Here is a 24,282-nt window from a genome sequence, read left to right on the forward strand (position 1 = left end):
GATTAACATGCTGACTAGTGTATCGGGTTTATGCTGTGAAGGTGCGCACAAATCGGCACTCAATTAAAAACAAAAAGGCCAGCTTGCGCTGGCCTGTATTGTTATTTCAGGTAGGTATATCCATCCAGACAGTTTTCATAGAAATCTGTCCACTTCACCCCTTCGCGCGGTTTAATCTCACCTTTCGAAACTTTCTTATCAATCAGGCGCTTGACCTGTTGAGCCATGGTTGGCGGGTGATATTGCATGATAGATAACACGTCATTGACCGATGAGCCTTTAACGATTTCTTCAATATAGAAATCCTGCGGGTCATCGTCATAACTGTAAATATGCACTTCGTTCAGACGACCAAACAAGTTATGCATATCACCCATCACGTCCTGATACGCACCGGTCAGGAACATACCAATAAAGTAATCCTGATTTTTCTTCAGCTTGTGCATCGGGATAACATCGCTGATGCCGGACTCACACACAAACTGGTCAATCTTACCGTCACTGTCACAGGTAATATCCACCAGCGACACATTCACAGTAGGGCGTTCGTTCATTCGCTGTAACGGAATGACCGGCAATACCTGATCGATGGCCCAGGTATCAGCGGCAGACTGAAACACCGAGAAATTACACAGATACTGAGATGACAGCGCATAATCCAGCTCCTGCATTTCTTCCGGGATAAAGTCTTCATCCGCCATACGCTCATGCAGTTCTGACATAATCTGCCAGTAAAGCGTTTCAATCTTGGCCAGCTCGTTTAATGACACTACGCGCAGTTTAAATGCAGACAATGCCTGCTCTTTATACTGAGACGCATCATTAAACACTTCCTGCAGACTGCCCCCTTCGGCCAACGCGCTGATTAGTTCACGCATATTGCGCACCAGCACATGTTCATCGTCTTCTGGCGAGGTATCGAATTCGGCATTATTGGCTTTGATTTCACCCACAATCTGGGTAATCACGCAGCTGTGATGGGCAGTGATTGCCCGGCCACTCTCACTAACCAGATTCGGATGTGGCACTTTTTCCAGATCGCATACTTCTTTAATGCCATACACCACGTCTGCAACATATTCCTGCATGGTGTAGTTGCGCGATGACTCACTGGTTGACTGACTGCCGTCATAGTCAATACCCAGGCCGCCACCTACATCGATGTAGTCCAGTTTAAAGCCCATACGGTACATTTCGGCGTAAATTTGTGCGCCTTCTGCCACGGCTTCTTTAACGGAACGAATGTCAGTCAACTGGCTACCAATATGGAAATGCAACAGATTCAGACAGTGAATCATGTCGTTTTCCTGCAGGTAACGAGCCGCGTTAATAATTTCCGCAATGGTTAAACCGAACTTGGCACGGTCACCGCCGGAACTCTCCCATTTACCACGGCCTTTTACCGTCATTTTGGAACGTAAACCAATCATCGGATCGATTTTCAGTTCTTTGGCGATTTTCACCAGCGAGATCAGCTCAGAGAATTTTTCCACCACCACAATGATCTTGCGACCCAGCTTACGGCCCAGCAATGCCAGACGCATAAACTCTTCGTCTTTGTAGCCATTGAGGATGGTTAGTGAGTCCTCATTAACGTTATAGGCCAGCACTGCCAGCAGCTCGGCTTTTGAGCCTGCTTCTAAGCCATAATTGTACTCTTCACCGGCCTCAACGATTTCTTCCACTACTTCGCGCATCTGGTTTACTTTGACCGGGTACACACCCATGTACTTACCCTGGAAACCAGATTCCTGAATGTTGTGGCGAAACGCCTTGTTTAATTGGGCAACCTGCGAGCGCAAGATGTCATGGAAACGCACCACTACCGGAAACTGAATGCCCTCTTCCTTGATCTCATCGATGACATCCTGGATATCAATGCGCATCTCCGTATTGGAAGGGTCTGGTGTCACATGCAAATTGCCATTCGGGCCAACTTCAAAATAACCACCACCCCAGCGTTTTACGCTGTATAGACGCTCTGCGTCGTCAATACTCCACTTTGCCAATGTTTGCTTCTCCGCATACAGATAAAAATTTTTGCGCATTATAGTGGTTCTTGTCCGATCACTTAATAAATATTCAATTTTTTTGCATCATTTTTAGCTGAAAGACACTTTTCAACGGTTAATTACCTGATTTATTGCTGATTTTTGATACAGCACAAGACTTAATACCCTTCGACTGGCATATTGGATTAGTTCGCATCACAAGGAACTCAGCATGAAAAAGTGGTTTGTGGTTGTCGTCATCCTGGTTATTGCCGCCGTTTTCTACTGGCAACGCCCCCAACCCGTCGCTGTCACCACAGTTAACGTCACGCGTGCCAGCATCAGTGAGAAAGTTACCAATACCCGTGCGGGATCTGTGATGGCCTGCCAACGCAGTAAACTGTCCGTGCCGATTGGCGGTCAGGTGGTCGACATCTTCGTTAAAGAGGGAGATATGGTCAGCCAGGGCCAATTGTTGTTGTCCCTGTTTAATCAGGATATTCAGGCACTGCTTACCCAGGCAGAAGCCAGTGCCAGTGCTGCCACGCTTAATCGGCAAAGTCAGTGTATTCTGGCGGATGCCGATCAGCGCGAGGCCAATCGTCAGGCAAAATTAAAGAAATCCGGTTTATCCACCGCAGAAATGGTCGATATGTCGGAGAGTAAAGCCCGCGCCAGCGAAGCAGCCTGTGCTGCCAGCAAAGCCGCCGAACAGGTAGCTCAGGCCAGTATAGAATTGCAACAGGCCAGTTTAAGTAAGACGCAACTTTATGCCCCCTTTGCCGGCATCATAGCCGAAGTTAACGCCGAACAAGGTGAATTCGCCACCCCCTCCCCACCAGGCATTCCGACTCTGCCACTGGTCGATTTGATCGATAATCAGTGTTATTACGTGTCTGCGCCGATTGATGAAGTCGACGCCAGCGCGCTAACCGTAGGTATGCCAGTCGCAGTGCATCTTGATGCATTACGCAATCAGCCTCTGCAAGGTCAGGTAAGACGTATCGCGCCTTATGTCTATGCGATGGAGAAGCAAGCCCGCACCGTTGAAGTCGAGGTCAGCATTCAGCCCGGCGACAGCCCTTTATTGGTCGGTTACAGTGCCGATGTCGAAATCGTCACGCGGCAAGCTGACAACGTATTGCGCGTGCCCACCGAAGCGATTTTCAACCAGAATCAGGTGTTTGTGCTCAAAGATGGGCAGTTACAACAACGGGAAATTCAACTCGGCCTCAGCAACTGGCAATTCAGCGAGGTAAAGCGCGGCTTAAATGAGAATGAGCAGGTGGTGATCACCGCCGGACGCAGTGACTTGCAAGCAGGCATGGCTGCGGTGAGCCAATGATCAAACTGCAGCAGGTAAACAAGTGGTTCAAAAGCGGCGAAGATCGCCTGCACGTGCTGAATGATATTAATCTGCAAATCGACGCCGGCGATTACCTGAGCATTATGGGCCCCAGCGGTTCAGGAAAATCCACTTTACTGAATATGCTTGGGCTACTCGATGTATTCGACAGCGGCGAGTACTGGCTTAACGATGTCGCGACGCATCAATTAAGTGAAGAGCAACGCGCCGATGTACGTGGTCAACAAATCGGCTTTATTTTCCAGAATTTCCAACTTATTAACCGTCTGACAGCGGCCGAGAATGTCGCATTGCCCCTGATGCTCGCTAATATGGACAAAGCTGAACGCCAGCACACAGTGAGCGGAGTACTCAGTCAGGTGGGGCTCGCCGACCGCATGCATCACCTGCCCGGTCAGTTGTCCGGAGGTCAGCTGCAGCGGGTCGCCATTGCCCGGGCGATTGTTCAGCAACCGGCACTGATCCTCGCCGACGAACCGACCGGCAACCTCGACCAACATGCCGGGCATGACATTATCACCTTACTTGAGTCACTCAACCAACAAGGCCAAACCATAGTGATGGTGACCCATGATCAGGACATGGGCGCACGCGCCAAACGCCATATCCGCATGGTCGATGGCGTATTGAGTGAAGAATGAAAACCTCAGATCTGCTGCAATTCACCCTGACTGTTTTTGTTCGTCACCGCTGGCGCACTGCCATGCTCAGCACCTGTGTTGCCTTAGGGGTCGCCGCCGTGGTGCTGCTGACCAGTCTCGGTGAAAGCGCCAGGCGCTATGTGGCCAAAGAATTTGCCATGTTAGGGTCTGACATGCTGATTGTATTACCGGGCAAGAAGCAAACCAGCGGTGGCGGGATCCCCATGTATGCCTCCACCGTGCGCGACCTGACGTTGGAAGATGCCGCGGCGATCAAACAGCTACCCGGAGTAACAGCCGTTGCACCCATCATTGCCGGCAGTGCCAACGTAGCGTTTGGCGCACGGAATCGTGATTGCATCGTGATTGGTAGTACGCGCGAATTTCTAACCGTCAGGCAGTTATCCATTGCCAGCGGACAATCACTTCCCGCTGATGCCGATAGCATCGGGCGGCCGGTGGCGTTGATTGGCAGTGAACTGAAAACCTCATTATTTGGCGAACAAAATGCGCTGGGTAAAATGTTGGATGTGGATAATTATCGCTATCAGGTCATCGGCATACTGGCTGAGAGAGGCGAATCTCTGGGATTGGATATGCGTAATATGTTGATTATCCCGGTCAGAAGCAGTGAGGCACTGTTTTCCTCCGAGGCCCTGTTCCGCATGTTGGTCGACAGCCACCCGCAAACCGATAAGGCACAACTGAAAAACGCCATTTATCAGCTGGTTAAACAGCGTCATCAGGGTGAAGAAGACATCACCATCATCACCCAACAATCGGTCATGCAGGCGTTTAATAGCATCATGCTGACGCTGACTGCGGTGGTAGGCCTACTGGCATCGGTCAGCCTGGTAATTGCCGGCATTCTGATTATGAATTTAAGCCTGATTTCGGTACAGCAACGCCGCGCTGAGATTGGTTTACTTAAGGTTCTCGGTGCCCATGCCGATTTGGTCGCCCGCCTGTTTGTCACGGAATCGCTGCTGCTGGTTGGGATTGCCGGATTATTAGGTCTGGGTTTGTCCAGTTTGATCATCTGGCTGGCGAACCAGTGGGTGCCGATTATTACCTTCGTTACGCCCTGGTGGTCACCGATTATTGCGATGTTACTGGCACTGCTCACCGCCTGGCTGTTTAGTTATATGCCGGCCAGACGGGCCGCTGCCATCGCACCGGTGGAGGCATTACGCCCATGAAATTATTGGATGGCCTGAATTGGGTACAGCGCTCAGTGATTGCCCAGCGCAATCGCAGCCTGCTCACCATAGGTGGATTTGCCATTGGCATCTGTGCGGTAACTTTGCTTGCCGCCGTGGGGGATAGCCTGCGCCAGTTTGTGTTAGATGAATTTACCCAGTTCGGTTCAAACATTATCGCCGCTACGCCGGGCAAATCCGATACGCTGGGGATCACCAGTATTTTGCGCACTAATCGCGCCCTGACCCTGGAAGACAGTGAGGCACTGGCACGCCTACCGGGCGTCGAGGCGGTTGTGCCCATCGTCGCCGGTACGGCACTGGTCAAGCAGCAAAGTTTATCGCGCGCTACCGACATCATGGGTGTGGGTGCCTTTGCCAACCAGGCGTGGAAGATGCAGGTCGCCAGTGGCCAGTTTCTGCCCGATGACGATCTGGCACGCCCGCGCAATTTTGCGGTGCTTGGCAGTAAACTGGCAGCGGCGTTATTTCCCGATAGCTCAGCTGTCGGCGCCACTGTCAGGATTGGCTCTCGCCGATTCCGCGTAGTCGGCGTAATGGCACCCAAAGGCCAGTTCGTTGGCATGGATCTGGATGAGATGGCGTATATTCCGGCCGCGCTGGCGCTACAACTGTTTAACCGTGACTCCCTCATGGAAGTGGATGTGGTTTACCGCGATGGCCAGAGCGCAGAAGCGATGCGTGAACGGGTCAAACAACGTCTGATTGCCCGCCACGGTAGTGAAGATTTCACCTTGATTAGTCAGGATCAGATGCTCAGCAGCCTGGATAATATTCTGCGTGTGGTGCGCCTTGCCGGTATGGCGATTGGAGCGATTTCTTTGCTGGTTGGGTCTGTCGGCATCTACACCATTTTGACCATCAATCTGTCTGAGCGGCGCGCCGAAGTCGGTCTGCTGCGTGCGCTTGGTATTCATCAGACATTGCTGGTCAAATTGTTTCTCGGCGAAGCCCTGTTAATGGCACTGATTGGCGGCATTATCGGCTTGCTGGTGCTGGCCGCCGCGCAAGCGGCACTATGGCTGGCACTACCGCAATTACCCGCTTTATTCACGTTTACCAGCAGTTCACTGGGTCTTGGCGTTTCTCTGTTAGTTGGCCTCATTGCCGGCGCGCTACCCGCACTGCATGCGGCGAAATTACCACCGATTGAGGCATTACGCGCCGAATAGGCGGCACGCTGCGTTACGGTGCTATTGAATAAATTAGTGTGAATGTCATTATTGCCGTACTTCACAGTAATCTTGCAGATCACATGTCTAAATTTTTTCGTTTGATAAGTGCGTGCCTGCTGCTGGCAATATTGAGTGCCTGCGGTCAGAAAGGCCCCCTGTTCTTACCCGAGCCGCCGGCACAGAATCAGCCGACGCCGGAGCAAGCCCCCGACACGGATGAGGAGGGTAACTAATGGACTTTTTTACTTACCAGCAACAAGCACTACACGCCGAATCCGTGCCGGTCAGCGATATCGTCACACAATACGGTACCCCCTGTTATATCTATTCCCGCGCCACTATCGAACGCCACTGGCATGCATTCGATCAGGCCGTTGGCGAACATCCCCACCTGATTTGTTACGCGGTCAAGGCCAACTCGAATCTGGGCGTACTGTCGGTGTTGGCGGCATTGGGATCAGGTTTTGACATAGTCTCAGGTGGTGAACTGGCGCGCGTCATCGAAGCCGGTGGTGATGCCAGTAAAGTGGTGTTTTCCGGTGTCGGTAAAACCGAACAGGAAATCGCCTATGCGCTGCAACTGGGGATTAAATGCTTTAACGTGGAATCGATTCCGGAATTGGATCGTATCAATAAAGTAGCCGGCGAATGGGGCAAAGTCGCGCCCATCTCACTGCGGATCAACCCGGATGTGGATGCGCAAACACACCCTTATATCTCCACCGGGCTCAAAGCGAATAAATTCGGCATTGCCTATGATCAGGCGCTGGATACCTATTTACGCGCCGCTACCCTGCCCAACTTAAAAATCGTGGGGATGGACTGCCATATTGGCTCGCAACTGACCACAGTTGCGCCATTTGTGGATGCCCTCGACAGACTGCTGGCGCTGATCGACCAGTTAGCGCAGCACAATATCCATATCGAACATTTGGATGTGGGCGGCGGTCTGGGCGTGACTTATAAAGACGAAACCCCACCGCACCCGGATGCCTATGCGAAAGCTATGGCCGCACGCCTGGATGGCCGTAGCCATCTGCAGCTGATCCTCGAACCGGGCCGGGCGATTATGGCCAATGCCGGTATTCTGGTCAGTAAAGTCGAGTTTATTAAGCAGGGTGAAGAGAAAAACTTCGCGATTATCGACGCGGCAATGAATGACTTACTCCGTCCCGCTCTGTATTCGGCGTGGATGGATATTATCCCGGTTGAACAACATCAGGACCGGCCTGTTGCCAGTTACGATGTGGTTGGGCCTGTGTGTGAAACCGGAGATTTTCTCGGTAAAGACCGGCAACTGGCAATCGCGGCTGGTGATCTCATCGCGGTGCGCAGCGCCGGTGCTTATGGTTTTAGCATGGCGTCAAACTACAACAGCCGCTGTCGCGCGGCGGAAATAATGGTCGATGGCGAGCGTACGATTCTGGTGCGCGAACGGGAAAAATTACAAGAGTTGTGGAAAGGCGAGCATAAAGTCTCGTAAACTGCACCAAGTAGCTGTTTTTTAATCAAATAACCATGCAGATACAATTTTCTAAAATGCACGGTCTGGGTAACGACTTTATGGTCGTTGATAACGTGACTCAGAATGCATTTTTTACCAAAGAAAAAATCCGTCAGTTGGCGGATCGTAACTTTGGCATTGGCTTCGACCAGCTGTTGGTGGTCGAACCGCCTTATGATCCGGATCAGGACTTCCATTACCGCATTTTCAATGCCGATGGCAGTGAAGTCTCCCAGTGCGGCAATGGTGCGCGCTGTTTCGCGCGTTTTGTGAAAATGAAAGGCCTGACCAATCGCAACAAAATTGTTGTCAGCACCCGTGCCGGCAAAATGGTGTTGTATCTGGAAAAAGACGGCAATGTCACCGTCAACATGGGCAAACCCCAGTTTGAACCGGCGCAGATCCCGCTAAAAGCCACCAAAGAGGAAGGCACCTATATTATCCGCGCCGGTGAAAACACCGTGCTGTGCGGCGCGGTGTCTATGGGTAATCCCCATTGCGTCACCACGGTGGAAGACGTGGATAGCGCTCCGGTTGAAACACTTGGGCCACTATTGGAACGTCATGAACGGTTTCCGGAAGGGGTCAATGTGGGCTTTATGCAAATTATCTCACCGGAGCACGTCAAGTTACGCGTATTCGAACGCGGTGCAGGCGAAACCCTGGCCTGTGGCAGTGGCGCCTGTGCAGCCGTGGTAGTTGGCCAGTTACAGGGTAAATTAGGCAAAGATGTCAGAGTCGATTTACCCGGTGGCAGCTTAAAAGTTCGTTGGCAAGGACGCGATCAGGTGGTAAAAATGACCGGTCCAGCCGAACATGTGTATGACGGAACAATAACGCTATGAGCGAAACACAAAGAATGGAAAGCGCTAAATCGAACCTTGCCGAGCAGTTGCTGGAAGAGCCACTGACTGATGAGCAAGTGTTCGAGTTCTTAGGCGCTAACCCTGATTTCTTTGTCCGTTATCCCCATGTTTTGCCGCAACTACGTATTCCCCATCAGCAAAAAGGCAGCGTATCGCTGGTCGAACGTCAGGCCGAACAGATGCGCGAGCGTGTGCGCATACTGCAAAGCCAAATCGCTGATTTAATTGATATTGCCAAGCAAAACGAACGTATCTATCGCATTTATGCCGATCTGAATCTGCGCCTGTATAGTTGTCGCTGTATTCAGGACGTACAAGATGCTTTGAACGATATTTTGCTCAGCCAGCTGGATTTAACCGAAGTGTCCATACGTCTGTTCGGGTTCGATAACGACTTACCGGAAACCAGCAAACGTCACTTTCTGAAAAAACGCTTTAATGACAATATTTTCTACCTCGGCCGTCTCAATCATGCCGAGACCAATATGTTATTCAATAAACCCGGCGTGCAATCCGTTGCCATGATGCTGATTGGCGAGCGCGGCGAAATGGGTTTACTGGCGGTCGGCAGCGAGGCCCCGCATCATTTCCACCCCGGCATGGATACCCTGTTATTTACTCAGTTGCAGAAATTCCTCACCCTGATTATTCCGCAACTGGCTGAATACTAATGACGACCACTGCGCCTGTTCTGCTGGCGCAGTTCCTTGATTGGCTCAAATACGAACGCGCCCTCGCACCGCTTACACGCAAGGCTTACCAGCGCCAATTAACTGAGGTATTGGACTTTCTCGCGCTGGAGGATCTCAGCCACCTGTCCACTCAGGACATTCGCAATGTACTCAATCGTGCCCGCCGTGATGGCCTCAGCCCCCGCAGCATCAGCTTGCGTCTATCAGCGTTGCGCACCTTCTGCGGCTATCTGGTCAGCAAAGGGGTGCTGAGCCAGAATCCGGCCAAAAATATCAGCGCCCCCAAGCAAAACAAGCCGTTACCGAAACAATTAAACGTGGATGAAACCACCCGTTTACTGGACTTTCAGCCGGACGATATCTTGGATACACGAGACCGGGCGATGCTGGAACTGATGTACGGCTGTGGGCTGCGCCTGGCGGAAGCCTGTCAGCTTAATTGTCAGGATCTGGCGCAGGATTTGTCCGAACTCAGGGTAACTGGTAAAGGCAGTAAACAGCGTTTGCTACCCATTGGCCGCAAGGCCCGCGATGCCCTCAATGCCTGGTTGAAAGTGCGCGCCCATCTGGCACCGGAGGAAGAGCCGGCGCTGTTTGTCAGCAAGCTGGCACGACGTATTTCTCATCGCCAGATCGCCAACCGTTTGCAACAGCGCGCCCAGCGACAGGGTCTCAATCAACCGCTCAATCCTCATAAATTGCGCCACTCCTTCGCAACACACGTGCTGGAGTCATCCGGCGATCTGCGCGCGGTGCAGGAGTTGCTCGGCCACGCCAATTTATCCACCACTCAGGTGTATACCCATCTGGATTTTCAGCATCTGGCGAAGGTATATGATGCGGCGCATCCCAGAGCGCGCAAAGGCAACAAATCATGATTTTTTATCGGCGTTTGCAACCGGTTAAAGCCCTTAGCTTTGATTTGGATGACACCCTGTATGACAACCGCCCAATTATTCTTGCCGCTGAACAGGCCCAGTTAGATTTTTTGTTTGCGCAGTTTCCTGCAACCCAGGCGCTGGGGCGAAGTGGTTGGTTGGCCTGTAAGCTCGACGTTGCACAGCAAACCCCGGCGCTACGTCATGACGTAGAATTGTGGCGCAAACAAACCCTTGCCGCCTATCTGCACCAGGCTGGCTATTCTCCCACCGAATGTCAGAGAGGTGTTCAGGATGGCTTTGCAACCTTTGCAGATGCACGCAGTAATTTTATGGTCAGTGACGAAGTACGAGGGATTTTGGCAACGCTCGCCGCGGCCGTGCCATTGGTTGCGTTAACCAATGGTAATGTGGATCTGACACGGATCGGCATCGCCGACTATTTTCACCATGTGTACCATGCCAGTGTGGATTTGCCGGCTAAACCGGCCAACGCGATGTTTTTAACCGCGCAACACAATCTGGGGCTGGCAGGCCAGCAGATTCTGCATATTGGCGATTGTTTAACAAATGATGTGTTTGGTGCCATCTCCGCTGGCTGGCAAAGCGGCTATCTGGTGCATGGTCAGCAACCGGATTTGAACGCCAACCGTCCTCGCGTGTTGCCCCATGTGCAGCTGAGCGAGCTGGCCCAGCTGCAGGCATTGGTTTAATTACTGGTTGGCTCGCTGGCCGAATAGCTACCCGAGTGGATGGCTTCTACGTCAATCGCGTCGAAGCGATAGCTGGTGTTGCAGTACTGGCATTTAATTGCCACGTCACCTTCTTCGGCAACAATACCCAGTAACTCTTCCTTAGGTACGTTAATCAACGCCGCAGCACTGCGCTCCTTGCTGCAACTGCACTTAAACTGCAGCGTGACCGGATCATAGACCTCAACTTCTTCTTCATGATACAGGCGGTGCAAGACGTCCAGCGGTGCCAGATCGAACAACTCTTCGGCCTTGACCGTGGCGGTCAGATGGGCCAGATGATCAAATTGCTCGGCACTGCCCTGACCGGCTGGTAACGCCTGTATTAACATGCCACCGGTGGCAGGTTTATCACCAAGGCGGGTATGCAGCACCACGCGGGTAGGCAACTGTTCCGACTGACTGAAATACCCTTCCAGACACGCGGCAAGGCTCGGTTGGTCCAGCGCCACGATACCCTGATAGCGTTCACCCTGCTTAGGTGTAATGGTGATAGCCATGATGCCGTTTTGGAAAAGGGTTTTAAAATCATACTCACCCACTTCGCCTTCCCAGCGTGCCACACCGCGTAATTCCTGATTTTCAGTGCCATTGACCACGGCGTATTTAATCGGGCCTTCGCTTTGAATTTGTACTGCGATGTCACCTTCGAACTTTAAGGTAGCGGTGAGTAACGAGGTCGCCGCCATCAGCTCGCCCAACAATTGCTGCACCGCATGTGGATACTCGTGGGTCGCCAAAATATGCTGAAAGCTGTCCTGCACACGGACTAATTCACCTCGCACATCGGCTTGTTTAAATAGATATCGATAGAGTTGATCGTAGGCACTCATAGGTTGTAATAAATCCTGCTTAATCTGTATGTTTTAACTGAATAATTTGTCGGCGCTGTTTCTTATCCGGACGCGAATCCGGGCGTGGACTGTGCAGTGCATTAATTTTACGTGCCGCCGCATTGGCTTCACGTTTAGCGATACTTTCGGCGCTTTCGGCATAGAGCTCCTGCGCCAGCGGTGCCGATAAACGCTTTTCACTAAGCGCCAACACCGTCACCTGCTTTTGGTCTTGTCCCTGAGGAATCACCAGCTTTGCCCCGGTCTCAACAATCTTACCCGGTTTGCAACGCTGGCCGTTGTATTCGACTTTGCCACCGGCGACCATATCGCGGGCGATGGCGCGGGTTTTGAAAAATCGCGCCGCCCATAGCCATTTATCCAGCCTGACTTTCAACGCTTCTGCTTGTTTACTGCTCATTTCAGCCATTTTTTGTGTGAATTTTGCTCAAACTGTGACAATTGAATGATATTGCCCGCTTACCCTTGTCGCTGCGGTGCTGCCCATATATCATGGGTCGGATAATAAGAATTTAACATTCCCGAATGAATTATACCTTTAGCAAGGCCAGCCACCAACTCCAACACCTGAATCGTTACCTGCCCGGTGCGGTTGTGGTGCTGTTGTCTGTCTACTTGCTGCATTTTGCGGCCGAGCTTACCTGGCGCCTGATGCCCGCCCCCAGCGAGCAGACAATGCCAACCCCAATTGCCGACCCTGTCAGTAAAACGCCCTCCGGCAGCAAGGTCGATCTGCGAAAATTACAAGCACTCAAACTGTTTGGCGAGGCCGGCGCAGCGCCTGCGGTGCAACAACCTGTGGTACAGGACGCGCCTGAAACCAATTTAAACCTAACGCTAGCCGGTGTGGTGGCGAGTTCCGAGCAGGAACGTGGCGCAGCCATCGTTGAAAACCGCGGGCAACAAAATACCTATGGCATTGGCGATAAGATTGACGGCACCAATGTCACTGTGGCTGAAATACATGCCGATCGCATCCTGATTAAAAATGGCGCGCGCACCGAAACTCTGATGCTGGATGGCATTGATTTTCAACAAAAAAACCCGCAACGCGTAAATGTCAGCACCCCGGTTATCAGCCGCCCGGTGATAGGTAACCGTGAGGCGTCAGTGCGCGAACTGGCCGATGCACGCCGCGAATTAACTGAACAACCGGCCAATTTCACCGATTTTATTAATGTTTCACCCCAGGCAGACAATGACGGTAATCCAGTCGGATATCGTGTGTCGGCGGGCAAAAAGCCGGCGCTATTCCGCGCCACCGGCTTACAGAGTGAGGATATCGTTACCGAAATCAACGGTATGGATCTCACCGACCCTCAGCAAGCTATGGAAGCCATGGCGGCGCTGAAAACCGAAACTTCATTGCAACTAACCGTGTTGCGTGAGGGTCAACTGGAAACTGTTTTTATCGATCTTCCCGGTGAGGAAGATGAAGACGCTGAGCGTCAGTAAAGGAAGGTCTATGCGAAGTCACGCCATCACCCGCTTTTTTGCTACTGTCATTTTATCGGCCAGCCTGTCGGTGAGCCTGGTAGCAACTGCGGCCGAATACTCTCCGAATTTCAAAGAAACTGACATTAAAGAGTTCATCAATATTGTCGGTAAAAACCTGCAAAAGACCGTAATTGTCGACCCTAACGTGCGTGGCAAAGTCACCGTGCGCAGTTACGATCTGATGAACGAAGATCAGTACTACCAGTTTTTCCTCAATGTATTGCAGGTCTACGGTTTCTCAGTGATTGAAATGCCTAACGGTATCCTCAAAGTGGTACGTGCCAAAGATGCCGGTAAAGCCAATACCCCGGTGGTGGAAAGCGGGCAGTTTTTTGGTGATGAAGTAATCACCCGCGTGGTGCCGGTGTATAACGTCTCCGTGCGTGAGTTATCACCGTTACTGCGTCAGTTAAATGATGCCGCCGGCGGTGGTGTGGTGGTCAGCTATGACCCGTCCAACGTTATGATCATGACAGGCGCGGCAGCGGTGCTGAATCGCTTAGTGGAAGTCATCGAGCGGGTCGACAAAGCCGGCGATCAGGAAGTAGAAATCATTAAGCTGCGTTTCGCTTCTGCCTCAGAAATGGTGCGTATTGTAGAAAACATCAATAAATCTCAGGGTGGCAAGCAGGTACCGGATACCATGCAGCCACGCGTGGTAGCCGATGACCGTACCAATAGCGTGATTATCAGCGGCGACCCCAAAGCCCGTGAACGGCTTAAAAATCTGGTGGTACGTCTCGATCAGGAATTGGAAACCAACGGCAATACCCGGGTTATTTACCTTAAGTACGCCAAAGCCGAAGATTTAGTCAAAGTGCTTAAAGGCGTCAGCGCCAGTATTCAGGCCGAAGAAAAAGGCGCCCAACCCAATGCCCGTGCCCGCAGCGACCGCGCCATCAGTATCGAGGCCCATGCGGATTCTAATGCGCTGGTGATTACCGCCGAGCAGGACATGATGCGTTCTCTGGAAGAAGTGATCCGCCAGTTAGACGTGCGTCGTGCTCAGGTGCAGGTGGAAGCGATTATCGTCGAAGTATTTGAAGGCGACGGCACCAGTTTAGGTGTGCAGTGGGCCAGTAAAGACGGCGGCATTCAACAGTTTAATACCGCCGGTGTAGGCATCGCCCAATTAGGCGCTGCGGCTTATACCTCGCGGGACAGAACGGTACAGGACAGCGTGATTGGCACAGAAACCGGTACGGTTACGCAAACCTCAAAAACGGTGGAAGGCGATAAGTCACTGTTGGCGCAATTGCTCGGCAATATCAACGGTATGATGTTCGGCGTAGTAAAAGACGACTGGGCGGCGGTGGTACAGGCGGTCAGCACCGACACCAATTCGAATATTCTGGCGACCCCGCACATTACTACTATGGATAATGAAGAAGCCTTCTTTATCGCGGGTCAGGAAGTGCCGATTATTACCGGCCAGACTGCCAGCGCCAATAACTCCAACCCATTCCAGACCGTTGAACGTAAAGAAGTGGGTATCAAATTAAAAGTCACCCCTCAAATTAACGAAGGGGATGCCGTACAGCTTACCATCGAGCAGGAAGTGTCCAGCGTCAGCGGCGCGACGGCGGTAGATATCGCTATCAACAAGCGTGAAATCAAAACCACGGTGATGGTCGATGATGCGGGCATTGTGGTGCTCGGTGGCCTGATTGATGAAGACGTGCAGGAAAGTGTCTCCAAGGTGCCGCTGTTAGGTGATATCCCTATTCTTGGTCACCTGTTTAAGTCATCTTCCAGCAACGTGCGCAAGCGCAACCTGCTGGTGTTTATCCGTCCGACCATTATTCGCGATGGCGCGACGATTAATCAGATCAGCCATGGCAAATACAATTTTATGCGTGCTCAGCAGCTGCAGCGTCAGGCGGATGGCGTTAACCTGATGCCGATGACGGAAACCCCCGTGTTGCCGGCCTGGACCGAAGCACTGGATTTGCCTCCCAGCTACGAAGAATACTTGCGTCGTAAAAATGCCGGCCAAGAGGGCGAGCAGTGAGTGACGCGCTGAACGAACAGCAAAGTGCAGCCCACAAACAGCTGGGCTTCGCCTTCGCGCGTCGACATAAAGTGTTGCTGGATAGTGGTAAACAGCCCGTTTGCCTGTATCACACCAGCGAAACCCCGGTTAACGTATTTGCCGAAGTACGCCGTTTTTTAGGCGCCGCATTTGTGCCCCGGGAAGTTCCTACTGATGAATTCGAACGGTTGCTGACCGCAGCATTTCAGCGTGACTCGTCCGAAGCCAAGCAGTTGATGGAAGACATTGGCAATGAAAGCGACCTGTTTACGCTGGCCGATGAACTTCCGGAAGCAGAAGACCTGCTGGATAACGATGACGATGCGCCGATTATCAAATTGATTAACGCCATGCTCGGCGAAGCCATCAAAGAAGGCGCCTCGGATATCCATGTGGAAACCTTCGAGAAACAACTGAGTATCCGCTTTCGGGTCGATGGCGTGCTACGCGAGATTCTGCGCCCGAACCGCAAGATGGCGTCGATGCTGGTGTCGCGAATTAAAGTTATGGCTCGTCTGGATATCGCCGAGAAGCGCGTACCGCAGGACGGTCGTATCACCCTCCGTATCGCGGGTCGCGCGGTAGACGTGCGGGTCAGTACTATGCCATCCAGCCATGGCGAGCGCGTGGTATTGCGTTTGCTGGATAAAAACAACGCGCGCCTGAATCTGACCGATTTGGGCATGACCGCCAGCAACCGCGAGCATTTTTCCGGGCTTATCCGCAAGCCGCACGGCATTATTCTGGTTACAGGGCCAACCGGTTCAGGTAAATCCACCACGTTGTATGCCGGCCTCAGTGAAATTAACAGCAAAGACCGCAATATTCTGACCGTTGAAGACCCGATTGAATTTGATTTAGAAGGCATCGGCCAGACTCAGGTCAATCCCCGTGTGGATATGACGTTTGCCCGTGGACTGCGTGCCATTTTGCGCCAGGATCCGGATGTGGTCATGGTCGGTGAAATTCGCGATCTGGAAACCGCACAAATTGCGGTGCAAGCCAGTTTAACCGGTCACCTAGTCTTATCCACCCTGCACACCAATACCGCTGCCGGGGCAATTACACGTCTGGAAGATATGGGCATCGAGCCGTTCCTACTTTCATCCAGCTTGCTCGCCGTGCTGTCACAGCGCCTGGTGCGCACCCTGTGTGATGACTGTAAAGAACCTTATCAGCCCGGTGAACAGGAATGTGCGGTGCTGGGCGTTGCCCCTCAACAGGCGCCACATATCTACCGCCCGCAGGGCTGCGTCAGTTGCAACCAGACCGGCTATCGCGGCAGAACAGGTATTCATGAATTGCTGTTAGTGGATGAGCATATTCGCGAACTGGTGCATAACGGCCATGGTGAGCAGGCGATTGAGAAGTATATCCGCCAAAGTACACCCAGCATCCGTGAGGATGGCTGTCGCAAAGTATTAGCAGGGATCACCGCACTGGAAGAAGTCCTGCGGGTGACGCGCGAGGACTAATCAGTGCCGGCTTTTGCATACAAAGCGCTGGATGGCGCAGGCCGCAATAAAAGTGGCGTCACCGAAGCGGATAATGCCCGTCAGGTGCGGCAGCAACTGCGCGAAAAAGGCCTGATTCCGTTGGATGTGCAGTCGGTTGCTGAAAAAGAAAAACGTCAGGCCAGCGCGTCATCGCTGTTTGCTCGCGGCATTTCGGCGTCAGATCTGGCGTTACTGACCCGTCAGTTAGCCACCCTGATTGAAGCCGCGTTGCCCATTGAAGAAGCGCTAATGGCGGTGGCTGAACAAACGGAAAAGCCACGGCATAAATCGATGATGATGGCCGTGCGCAGCAAAGTGGTAGAAGGCCATACGCTAGCCGATTCACTGCGTGATTTCCCCCATGTATTCGACCAGTTGTTCTGTGCCATGGTGGCAGCAGGGGAGAAATCCGGCCATCTGGATACCGTGCTGGAACGTTTGGCCGATTACACCGAAAACCGCAATAAGGTGCGCAGCCAGATTGGGCAGGCACTGATCTATCCACTGATGATGATCAGTGTGGCAGTGATTATTGTCGGCATTTTAATGACGGTTGTGGTGCCCAAAATTATCAACCAATTTGACCATATGGGTCAGGAACTGCCGTTAGTCACCCGTATTCTGATTGGTATCAGCGAAGGCGTGCAGAATTACGGAATATTTGTTCTTATTTTGATTGTACTGCTGGTAGTGGGCTTTAAGCGCATGATGCGCCAACCGGCATTACGCCAAAAATGGCATGCCAAAAAGCTGCATATTCCGGTTTTAGGTAAAGTGATAAAGGGCCTGAATACTGCCCGTTTCGCCAGTACCCTGAGTATTTTAACCGCCAGCGCGGTGCCGTTATTGGAAGGTATGCGCATCTCCGCCGAGGTGCTGGATAACCTGCATATTCAAAAAGCCATCCTCGACGCTGCCGATCGCGTCAAAGAAGGCACCAGTTTGCGGGTAGCGCTGGAACAAACACGCATTTTCCCGCCGATGATGATGCATATGATTGCCAGCGGTGAGCGTAGCGGCGAATTGCAATCCATGCTCGCTCGCGCAGCCGCCAATCAGGATCGACAATTTGAAGCACAAGTTAATGTGGCCCTGAGTATTTTTGGACCTGTTTTGATTCTTAGCATGGCCGGCATTGTATTTTTTATTGTCGCGGCAATTTTACTCCCCATCATTGGTCTCAATACCATGGTGTAACTGATTAACGAGGTAACAATGAAACAATCAGGATTTAGTTTATTGGAAGTTATGGTGGTGATCGTCATCATCGCGTTATTTACCGCCATGATTGCCCCGAACATTATTGGTGAGCAGGAAGACGCGCAGCTGAAAAAGGCCGCTATCGATATCCGCACGCTGGAAAGCGCGCTGCAGCGCTATAAGTTGAAAATCGGCAGCTATCCAACCACAGAGCAAGGGCTGGATGCACTGGTGAGTGCCCCAACTATTGACCCCATTCCACGTAACTACCCGGAAGATGGTTTCATTGGCAGCCTGATGATGGATCCATGGGGTAACCCCTACCAATTGCTAAGCCCGGGCGAAATGGGACGTATCGACATCTACACCAACGGACCCGACGGTGAAGCCGGTACCGAAGACGATATCGGCAACTGGAACGCCGATAAATACCTGAGCAAAAACAACCAGGAAAATTAATGTCTATGCGCAGTCGCGGCTTTACCTTACTGGAAGTACTGGTGGTCATCAGTATGCTGGTAATTATGGCCGCCACTGTGATGCTGTCCTTTGGCGGCAGCGATGATAAACGTGAAGCCATCGATGATGCGGCACGCCGTTTTCAGGTCGCATTTAGCATGGTCAGCGAGTACGCCATTTTAAATCAGCAAATGCTCGGACTGCATGTCAGCGGACGTAGCTATTGCTTTGTCTATCTGGATGAAAATCAGCAGTGGCAACCCTTTGAGGGTGATGGACTGATGCGGGAAGTCACCCTGCCAGCAGGCCTTAGCCTGGAACTGCAATTGGATGATCTGCCCTGGTTGGGCGACGACAACCTGTTTGACGACGGGATCTTTGATGAGACGCTGTCATTCAACCAGCAGGAACAGGAAGACAAACCTCAACCGCCTCCTCAAGTGCTGATTATGCCAAGTGGCGAAATTACCCCTTTCAGAGCAAAATTCGACACCAATCAGCCTGAATTGCAAGCGACAGAAATTGCCGTGGTAGTGGACGGCATGGATGAAATCCCGCTCAAGCGCCAGTACGCCAATGAGTTAAGCGAATGAGAATGCGTGGTTTCACCCTGCTGGAAGTTTTGGTGGCGATGGCAATTTTTGCCCTTGCCGGGCTGGCATTGGGCAAAGCCATGACCTCCCACCTACAGGGTATCGATGAACTGAAAATCCAAACCTTCGCCGGTTGGATTGCCAGTAATCAACTGACAGAGTTGCAACGCAGCAAACAATGGCCGCCGAAGAACAATCAGAAAGGCAGCGTCAAGATGGCAGATACCACCTGGTATTGGCGGCATATAGTCAGTGAAACTGCCGAAGCACGCATGCGCATGGTCGAGATACAGGTGAGTCGCGATGAGTCATTCAGCGACATTGACACCCGCCTGAGCAGTTTTGTGGTTAGTCCCCAATGAGTCGCGGATTCACTCTGATTGAAGCCCTCGTCGCCATCGCTATTTTTGCGCTGATTGGACTGGGTGCCTATACGGTGGAAAAAAACGTATTGGACAGCAATGAAGTTTCCAGTGTGCAGTTCGAGCAACTGGTTGCCTTGCAACGGGCCATGTTAACTATCGAGCAGGATCTGCGTCAGGTTGTGCCACGCAGCATGCAACTGGATGACAACACCCGGGTGCAGGGTATCGTCATTTCCGATGACTTGCTCGGCTCTCAGGCAGATGCGATCGCTTTTGTGCGCGCTGGACGCTATAACCCCAATCTGATGCTGCCGCGCTCAACCGTGCAACCGGTGGCCTACCGCCTGTATGACAATCAATTGCAACGCCTGAGCAGTAACTATGTGGACAATGTCAGCGGACACGAACCGAAAGTCAAAGTGCTGCTCAGCGATATTGAGGATTTTCAGGTCGATGCCATTACAGCTGACGACAAAACCGAGAGTAACTGGCCACCGGGTGCGCTGCCGGCGGCGGTGAGACTGACCATCGTCAGCCAGACCTTTGGTGAGATTGTGCGTGAGTTCAACCTGGTGGATAACCCATGATGCGCCGCCAAAGAGGCGTTGCCCTGCTGATCGTCTTGCTGGTTGTGGCACTGGCAACAGTGATTGCCATGAGCATGGCCGAACGCCTGCAATTGAATCTGCAGCGCAGTATCAATATTCAGGACAGTCAGCAAGCTTACTGGTTTGGTCAGGGCGCTGAGAACTATGCCCGTGTCGCACTGTTGGAGCAGATTAAGCAAGCGGATGGCGTTATTCATGGCGGACAACCATGGGCACAACAGGGCATTCGCTATCCCTTACCCAATGGCGATATTGAAGCCCGCGTAACCGACCTGCAAAGCTGTTTTAACCTCAACGCCCTGCACAATCCCGACACAGTGGGAACCGCCAGTTCGCCGGCCCTGCGTGACGCGTTTAAACGCCTGCTAAATACCATCGAGCCACCAGAAAATGGCGAAAAGATCCCGGACTACAATGCCGATGTACTGGCCGACAGCCTGCTTGACTGGCTGGATAAGGATGACACTCCCAGCGGTTATTACGGCGCCGAGAGCAGTGAATATGAAAGCCGCACTCCGGCCTACCGCGCAGCCAACAATCTGATGGTGTCCAAGTCCGAGTTAAGGATTATCAATGGCGCCGAGCCTGCCTGGATAATGCAAGCCATGCCATTTGTCTGTGTTATTCCGGATGTGGATAGCTTGAAGATTAACGTCAACACCTTAAGCGAAGAAACCGGTGGCGAGATTCTGCATGCCTTACTGGGCGAGAATTTCTCGCTCACCGATGCCCGCACCCTGGTTGCCCAGCGCCCCGCCGATGGCTACAAAGACATTCAGGATTTCCTGAATGAAGCGGAAATCGCCGCACTGAATTTAACCGATGAGCAGAAAGGCTGGTTCGACATTACCAGCAGCTACTTTTTGTTAAGCAGCAAAACCCGATACAATGATGCACAATTCGCCATGACCTCCCTGTTATTTGTGGAGCAAGCCGAGCAGGTAAAGGTGTTACGACGCGAATTTGGAGGCCCCCTTTGAGTGAAAAACTGATTATCCGACTGGGATCCCACGTTCAGGAATCAATATTCTGGATCGTTTGGTCGGATGCACAACAGGAAATCATCGCATCCGGTGAGTTGCCCGATGCCAGTGCACTGGCGACGTTGGCTGAGCGCGCCGGTAACCGTCCGGTGGTAACCCTGGTGCCGGGACGTGACGTTACCCTGACCAGTGTTGATTTGCCTGCCCGCGCCAATCGTAAGGCGTTGGCCGCCATTCCCTTTATGCTCGAAGACGAGTTAAGTGACGACATCGATCATTTGTTTTTTGCACTGGGCAGTAAACAGGGCAATCAGCAACAGGTAGCGGTAGTGCGCCACCAGCAGATGCAAATCTGGCTGGAGATGCTGAGCGATGCAGGCCTTAGCAGCCACACCATGCTGCCGGACTGTTTAGCCGTGCCGCTGCATGATGAAGGGCTGAGTTTGCTGCAGTTGGGCGAGCACTGGTTAGTTCGTCAGGACCACTGGCTGGCCCACGAAGGCGAAGCGAGCTGGCTGATGCCGATGCTGGAACTGCTGGCTAAACGACAGGAACAGCCACTACAGCTGCATTGCTACAGTCCGGCGCCGCAGTTTACCTCCAGCCATATTCATTGCATTACCGAACCTTTGGATGCGCCACTGCAGGTATTGGCACAGCATTATGCTGATACGCAATTCAATTTGTTGCAGGGGGAATACAAAACCAAACCCGTGCAAAGTGGTAACTGGCGTAAATGGCGGTTAGCCGCGTCACTGACAGGCATTGCCTTGCTCGCCAGCCTGACCGATAAAGTTCTGCAGATAACTGCGCTGGATAATGAACAGCAAACGATCCAGACACAGATTGTTGCAGAGTTTAAAAAAGCCCTGCCCAACAATACCCGGGTCGGTGATGCCCGCCAAATCCGCAGCCAGATAAAAGCTGAGCTTAATCGCTTACAACAGGGTGGCAGTGGCGTGTCGGTGCTGGCCATGCTCAACCAGCTAGGTGATGCCTTCGCGCAAAGCCAGGTGAAACCACAGTTAATTCGTTTCGATGCCGACCGTGCGGAATTGCGGATGCAGGCGAGTGCAGCAGATATCGCAGCATTAGAACGCTTTAAGCAGGCAGCCCAGCGCGCTGGTTTTTCTATCGAGCAGGGTGCCATTAACAATCGTGACAATGGTGTGATTAGCACCCTCACGGTTCGGAGCTAATATGCAATTAAAACAACGCTTTAATGGATTGCCTGAGCGGGAACAGAAGCTGCTGATCTTCGCAGGCCTTACCCTGCTGGTATTCTTGTTTTATGTTTTGGTCTGGCAGCCACTTGATGCCAGCATTGCGCAGCAACAAACCCGCCTCACCTCACAGCAAAGCTTGCTCACTGAATTACGTGCCAATGCCAATAAAATTGTGCAATTGCGTCAAAGTGGCGCCAGTACACCACAGCGTTTTAGTGGCTCGCTGACGCAATTGGCCAATCAAACGGCCACGCAAAACAGCATCAGCATTGCACGTATGCAACCCCGTGGAGAACAGCTACAGGTATGGGTCGAACAAGCCGAATTTAACGCCCTGCTTAACTGGCTGCGTCAACTGGAAGAACGCGGCGTGGCGATTGCGGATCTGGATATCGCCGAAACCTCGCAAGCGGGCATGGTGAAGGTGCGCAGCCTCACATTGGGAAATAAATAAATCTGTTATGCAAATGTTCAAAACCATCCTCGTTGCCCTAACCCTGTATCTGATTTTTCTGATTCAACAGCTGCCCGCTAATCAGGCATTAAGCTGGGTGTCGTTGCCTGCCAATGTGCAAATCTCTGGTGTCAGCGGCACCATTTGGGACGGTAAAACCCAATTGGCCGTTATCAATGGCATGCCGGTGCGGGATGTACGCTGGCAACTGTCTGCCCTGCCGTTGCTATGGGGCGAGGCCAGCCTGCGTATTCAGGCTGGTAATGCCCGCGATAGTCAGCAGCTGACCTTCAACGGCGAGTTAGCCCTGTCTGCCAGTAGCGTCAGCGCCACTGACCTGACCCTGTATGTGCCTGCCTCCATGGCGTTAGCTAACGTTCCGCTGCCGGTACCGGTCGATGCGGATGGCCGTTTTAAAGTGGCGATTGAACAGGCACAGTGGCAAGGCAAGTGTGTTGCGCTGTCCGGTCAGGGTGACTGGCTCAATGCCGCCGTCGCGGGCACCCAGGGCGTGATTAGTCTGGATAGTTTTCACGCCCGCTTAAGCTGTGCGGGAGACGATCTGCAGGTGCGCATCGACCCGGACAATATCTTTAATCTGGATGCAACCGCCGCGGTTACCCCACAGGGAAAATATCAGATTCAGGGCAAATTTAAGCCAGCAGCGCGTCTGCCCGAGGAAGTCCATCAGGCGGCACGTTTCTTCGGCCGCACCGATGCGGATGGCTTTTATACCCTCAACTGGCGCTAACCGGCGTATTGCGAATATCGGTCAGCAAATAGCGATAATCCTGAATCGCCGGATAGTCACTGATTTCTCGTACCGGTTGCTGACTATCCGGGTTACTCACGGCCAGCACCTGACCGATACCGAAATCCTTTGCAGCCTGTAAGATTGACAGGCTGTCATCCACAAACAGAGTACGGGCCGGATCAAACTCAAATTCTTGCTGCACCGCCTGCCAAAGGGCCTGAGATTCTTTACTCACGCCATAATTGTGAGTGCTAATCAGTGTATCGATGTGTTGGTCCAATTGAGTGCGTTCTACTTTTAACGACAGACTATCCGGATGGGCATTGGTCAACAGCAACACGCGCCGGCCACTGTCACGCAATGCATCCAGAAACGGCAACGTATCCTCTCGCATGCTAATTAAATGCTGAATCTCACGCTTAGCCGCCATAATGTCCATATTCAGCTTGTTCGCCCAGTAATCCAGACAATACCATTCCAACGTGCCATGCACTTCGGCATAGGCCGCATCCATCTGAGTACGCGCCTGTTCGACACTGATATTGTGCATCTGCGCCAACTTATGAGGCACTACCTCCAGCCAGAAGTGATTATCAAAGTGAAGATCCAGTAAGGTACCGTCCATATCCAGTAAAACGGTGTCAATTTGGTCCCAGGCGAGCATAGGCAATCCCAG

At 52.3% G+C, this 24,282-nt stretch carries 26 protein-coding genes; 22 read left to right on the forward strand and 4 right to left on the reverse strand.

Annotated elements, in window-relative coordinates:
• Positions 1-101: 101 nt before the first annotated feature.
• On the reverse strand, positions 102-2,048 hold the full coding sequence (gene speA, locus TK45_RS13975; RefSeq protein ID WP_131259460.1) for a biosynthetic arginine decarboxylase: 1,947 nt from the start codon (positions 2,046-2,048) through the stop codon (positions 102-104).
• A 175-nt stretch (positions 2,049-2,223) separates the two neighbouring features.
• Here speA and TK45_RS13980 point away from each other — a divergent pair, with 175 nt between their 5' ends.
• From TK45_RS13980 to TK45_RS14025, 10 genes are all read left to right on the forward strand, one after another.
• On the forward strand, positions 2,224-3,336 hold the full coding sequence (locus tag TK45_RS13980) for an efflux RND transporter periplasmic adaptor subunit (RefSeq protein ID WP_131259461.1): 1,113 nt from the start codon (positions 2,224-2,226) through the stop codon (positions 3,334-3,336).
• Complete coding sequence (locus tag TK45_RS13985) at positions 3,333-3,998, forward strand: ABC transporter ATP-binding protein (protein ID WP_131259462.1); 666 nt, start codon at positions 3,333-3,335, stop codon at positions 3,996-3,998. Before TK45_RS13980 ends, TK45_RS13985 begins: the two co-directional genes overlap by 4 nt.
• Positions 3,995-5,197 carry an ABC transporter permease gene (locus tag TK45_RS13990; RefSeq protein WP_131259463.1) on the forward strand — a complete coding sequence of 401 codons (1,203 nt, stop codon included), beginning with the start codon at positions 3,995-3,997 and terminating at the stop codon, positions 5,195-5,197. The genes TK45_RS13985 and TK45_RS13990 overlap by 4 nt, the downstream gene beginning before the upstream one ends.
• Positions 5,194-6,390: an ABC transporter permease gene (locus TK45_RS13995; protein ID WP_131259464.1), complete on the forward strand. Its 1,197-nt coding sequence runs from the start codon at positions 5,194-5,196 to the stop codon at positions 6,388-6,390. Before TK45_RS13990 ends, TK45_RS13995 begins: the two co-directional genes overlap by 4 nt.
• Before the next feature lie 83 nt (positions 6,391-6,473).
• Positions 6,474-6,626: a lipoprotein gene (locus tag TK45_RS14000; RefSeq protein ID WP_131259465.1), complete on the forward strand. Its 153-nt coding sequence runs from the start codon at positions 6,474-6,476 to the stop codon at positions 6,624-6,626.
• Positions 6,626-7,876: a diaminopimelate decarboxylase gene (lysA, locus tag TK45_RS14005; RefSeq protein ID WP_131259466.1), complete on the forward strand. Its 1,251-nt coding sequence runs from the start codon at positions 6,626-6,628 to the stop codon at positions 7,874-7,876. Before TK45_RS14000 ends, lysA begins: the two co-directional genes overlap by 1 nt.
• 35 nt (positions 7,877-7,911) lie before the next feature.
• Positions 7,912-8,742: a diaminopimelate epimerase gene (dapF, locus tag TK45_RS14010; RefSeq protein ID WP_131259467.1), complete on the forward strand. Its 831-nt coding sequence runs from the start codon at positions 7,912-7,914 to the stop codon at positions 8,740-8,742.
• Positions 8,739-9,434, forward strand: coding sequence for a DUF484 family protein (locus tag TK45_RS14015; protein WP_131259468.1), 696 nt, complete (start codon positions 8,739-8,741; stop codon positions 9,432-9,434). Before dapF ends, TK45_RS14015 begins: the two co-directional genes overlap by 4 nt.
• Positions 9,434-10,333 carry a tyrosine recombinase XerC gene (gene xerC / locus TK45_RS14020; RefSeq protein WP_131259469.1) on the forward strand — a complete coding sequence of 300 codons (900 nt, stop codon included), beginning with the start codon at positions 9,434-9,436 and terminating at the stop codon, positions 10,331-10,333. The genes TK45_RS14015 and xerC overlap by 1 nt, the downstream gene beginning before the upstream one ends.
• On the forward strand, positions 10,330-11,046 hold the full coding sequence (locus TK45_RS14025; RefSeq protein WP_131259470.1) for an HAD-IA family hydrolase: 717 nt from the start codon (positions 10,330-10,332) through the stop codon (positions 11,044-11,046). The genes xerC and TK45_RS14025 overlap by 4 nt, the downstream gene beginning before the upstream one ends.
• On the opposite strand, the gene hslO is transcribed toward TK45_RS14025, so the two are convergent.
• Both hslO and hslR read right to left on the reverse strand, forming a co-directional pair.
• On the reverse strand, positions 11,043-11,918 hold the full coding sequence (gene hslO, locus TK45_RS14030; RefSeq protein ID WP_131259471.1) for an Hsp33 family molecular chaperone HslO: 876 nt from the start codon (positions 11,916-11,918) through the stop codon (positions 11,043-11,045). The two genes, TK45_RS14025 and hslO, sit on opposite strands and share 4 nt — an antisense overlap.
• 19 nt (positions 11,919-11,937) lie before the next feature.
• The gene (hslR, locus tag TK45_RS14035) at positions 11,938-12,339 is read right to left on the reverse strand and encodes a ribosome-associated heat shock protein Hsp15 (RefSeq protein ID WP_131259472.1); all 402 of its coding nucleotides are present in this window, start codon (positions 12,337-12,339) and stop codon (positions 11,938-11,940) included.
• Between the two features lie 125 nt (positions 12,340-12,464).
• On the opposite strand from hslR, the gene gspC reads away from it, so the two are divergent.
• Genes gspC through TK45_RS14095 form a run of 12 tightly spaced genes read left to right on the forward strand, consistent with a single transcriptional unit; the run spans position 12,465 to position 23,603 of the window.
• Positions 12,465-13,394: a type II secretion system protein GspC gene (gspC, locus tag TK45_RS14040; RefSeq protein ID WP_131259473.1), complete on the forward strand. Its 930-nt coding sequence runs from the start codon at positions 12,465-12,467 to the stop codon at positions 13,392-13,394.
• A 10-nt stretch (positions 13,395-13,404) separates the two neighbouring features.
• The gene (gene gspD / locus TK45_RS14045; protein WP_131259474.1) at positions 13,405-15,447 is read left to right on the forward strand and encodes a type II secretion system secretin GspD; all 2,043 of its coding nucleotides are present in this window, start codon (positions 13,405-13,407) and stop codon (positions 15,445-15,447) included.
• Entirely contained in the window at positions 15,444-16,943 is a 1,500-nt protein-coding gene (gene gspE / locus TK45_RS14050; protein ID WP_131259475.1) for a type II secretion system ATPase GspE, read from the forward strand. Before gspD ends, gspE begins: the two co-directional genes overlap by 4 nt.
• A gap of 3 nt (positions 16,944-16,946) precedes the next feature.
• Complete coding sequence (gene gspF / locus TK45_RS14055) at positions 16,947-18,161, forward strand: type II secretion system inner membrane protein GspF (RefSeq protein ID WP_131259476.1); 1,215 nt, start codon at positions 16,947-16,949, stop codon at positions 18,159-18,161.
• Positions 18,162-18,179: 18 nt separating this feature from the next.
• A complete protein-coding gene (gene gspG / locus TK45_RS14060) occupies positions 18,180-18,623 on the forward strand; it encodes a type II secretion system major pseudopilin GspG (RefSeq protein ID WP_131259477.1) in 444 nt (147 codons plus the stop codon).
• Positions 18,623-19,216 (forward strand): type II secretion system minor pseudopilin GspH, encoded by a 594-nt coding sequence (gene gspH / locus TK45_RS14065; protein WP_131259478.1) that lies wholly within the window; start codon positions 18,623-18,625, stop codon positions 19,214-19,216. The genes gspG and gspH overlap by 1 nt, the downstream gene beginning before the upstream one ends.
• The gene (gene gspI / locus TK45_RS14070; protein ID WP_131259479.1) at positions 19,213-19,578 is read left to right on the forward strand and encodes a type II secretion system minor pseudopilin GspI; all 366 of its coding nucleotides are present in this window, start codon (positions 19,213-19,215) and stop codon (positions 19,576-19,578) included. Before gspH ends, gspI begins: the two co-directional genes overlap by 4 nt.
• Positions 19,575-20,168, forward strand: coding sequence for a type II secretion system minor pseudopilin GspJ (gene gspJ / locus TK45_RS14075; RefSeq protein ID WP_131259480.1), 594 nt, complete (start codon positions 19,575-19,577; stop codon positions 20,166-20,168). Before gspI ends, gspJ begins: the two co-directional genes overlap by 4 nt.
• Positions 20,165-21,169, forward strand: coding sequence for a type II secretion system minor pseudopilin GspK (gene gspK, locus TK45_RS14080; protein WP_254426628.1), 1,005 nt, complete (start codon positions 20,165-20,167; stop codon positions 21,167-21,169). Before gspJ ends, gspK begins: the two co-directional genes overlap by 4 nt.
• Positions 21,166-22,371 (forward strand): type II secretion system protein GspL, encoded by a 1,206-nt coding sequence (gene gspL / locus TK45_RS14085; protein WP_131259481.1) that lies wholly within the window; start codon positions 21,166-21,168, stop codon positions 22,369-22,371. Before gspK ends, gspL begins: the two co-directional genes overlap by 4 nt.
• 1 nt (position 22,372) lies before the next feature.
• The gene (gene gspM, locus TK45_RS14090; RefSeq protein ID WP_131259482.1) at positions 22,373-22,852 is read left to right on the forward strand and encodes a type II secretion system protein GspM; all 480 of its coding nucleotides are present in this window, start codon (positions 22,373-22,375) and stop codon (positions 22,850-22,852) included.
• A 7-nt stretch (positions 22,853-22,859) separates the two neighbouring features.
• The gene (locus TK45_RS14095) at positions 22,860-23,603 is read left to right on the forward strand and encodes a type II secretion system protein N (RefSeq protein WP_131259483.1); all 744 of its coding nucleotides are present in this window, start codon (positions 22,860-22,862) and stop codon (positions 23,601-23,603) included.
• Here the strand turns inward: TK45_RS14095 and yrfG are convergent.
• Positions 23,590-24,276, reverse strand: a complete 687-nt coding sequence (gene yrfG, locus TK45_RS14100; RefSeq protein ID WP_131259484.1) for a GMP/IMP nucleotidase — start codon at positions 24,274-24,276, stop codon at positions 23,590-23,592. The two genes, TK45_RS14095 and yrfG, sit on opposite strands and share 14 nt — an antisense overlap.
• Between the last annotated feature and the right edge of the window lie 6 nt (positions 24,277-24,282).

Origin of the sequence: Bowmanella sp. JS7-9 (assembly GCF_004329715.1) — a bacterium.
GTDB classification, from domain to species: Bacteria; Pseudomonadota; Gammaproteobacteria; order Enterobacterales; family Alteromonadaceae; genus Pseudobowmanella; species Pseudobowmanella zhangzhouensis.

Coding starts and splice junctions, on each gene's coding strand:
- TK45_RS13990 (WP_131259463.1), top strand. CDS start 3,995: ATGAAAACCTCAGATCTGCTGCAATTCACCCTGACTGTTTTTGTTCGT.
- hslR (WP_131259472.1), bottom strand. CDS start 12,339: ATGAGCAGTAAACAAGCAGAAGCGTTGAAAGTCAGGCTGGATAAATGG.
- gspH (WP_131259478.1), top strand. CDS start 18,623: ATGTCTATGCGCAGTCGCGGCTTTACCTTACTGGAAGTACTGGTGGTC.
- TK45_RS13980 (WP_131259461.1), top strand. CDS start 2,224: ATGAAAAAGTGGTTTGTGGTTGTCGTCATCCTGGTTATTGCCGCCGTT.
- TK45_RS13995 (WP_131259464.1), top strand. CDS start 5,194: ATGAAATTATTGGATGGCCTGAATTGGGTACAGCGCTCAGTGATTGCC.
- TK45_RS14025 (WP_131259470.1), top strand. CDS start 10,330: ATGATTTTTTATCGGCGTTTGCAACCGGTTAAAGCCCTTAGCTTTGAT.
- TK45_RS14095 (WP_131259483.1), top strand. CDS start 22,860: ATGCAAATGTTCAAAACCATCCTCGTTGCCCTAACCCTGTATCTGATT.
- dapF (WP_131259467.1), top strand. CDS start 7,912: ATGCAGATACAATTTTCTAAAATGCACGGTCTGGGTAACGACTTTATG.
- TK45_RS14000 (WP_131259465.1), top strand. CDS start 6,474: ATGTCTAAATTTTTTCGTTTGATAAGTGCGTGCCTGCTGCTGGCAATA.
- lysA (WP_131259466.1), top strand. CDS start 6,626: ATGGACTTTTTTACTTACCAGCAACAAGCACTACACGCCGAATCCGTG.
- gspC (WP_131259473.1), top strand. CDS start 12,465: ATGAATTATACCTTTAGCAAGGCCAGCCACCAACTCCAACACCTGAAT.
- gspG (WP_131259477.1), top strand. CDS start 18,180: ATGAAACAATCAGGATTTAGTTTATTGGAAGTTATGGTGGTGATCGTC.
- gspI (WP_131259479.1), top strand. CDS start 19,213: ATGAGAATGCGTGGTTTCACCCTGCTGGAAGTTTTGGTGGCGATGGCA.
- xerC (WP_131259469.1), top strand. CDS start 9,434: ATGACGACCACTGCGCCTGTTCTGCTGGCGCAGTTCCTTGATTGGCTC.
- TK45_RS14015 (WP_131259468.1), top strand. CDS start 8,739: ATGAGCGAAACACAAAGAATGGAAAGCGCTAAATCGAACCTTGCCGAG.
- gspJ (WP_131259480.1), top strand. CDS start 19,575: ATGAGTCGCGGATTCACTCTGATTGAAGCCCTCGTCGCCATCGCTATT.
- gspD (WP_131259474.1), top strand. CDS start 13,405: ATGCGAAGTCACGCCATCACCCGCTTTTTTGCTACTGTCATTTTATCG.
- gspK (WP_254426628.1), top strand. CDS start 20,165: ATGATGCGCCGCCAAAGAGGCGTTGCCCTGCTGATCGTCTTGCTGGTT.
- speA (WP_131259460.1), bottom strand. CDS start 2,048: ATGCGCAAAAATTTTTATCTGTATGCGGAGAAGCAAACATTGGCAAAG.
- TK45_RS13985 (WP_131259462.1), top strand. CDS start 3,333: ATGATCAAACTGCAGCAGGTAAACAAGTGGTTCAAAAGCGGCGAAGAT.
- gspM (WP_131259482.1), top strand. CDS start 22,373: ATGCAATTAAAACAACGCTTTAATGGATTGCCTGAGCGGGAACAGAAG.
- hslO (WP_131259471.1), bottom strand. CDS start 11,918: ATGAGTGCCTACGATCAACTCTATCGATATCTATTTAAACAAGCCGAT.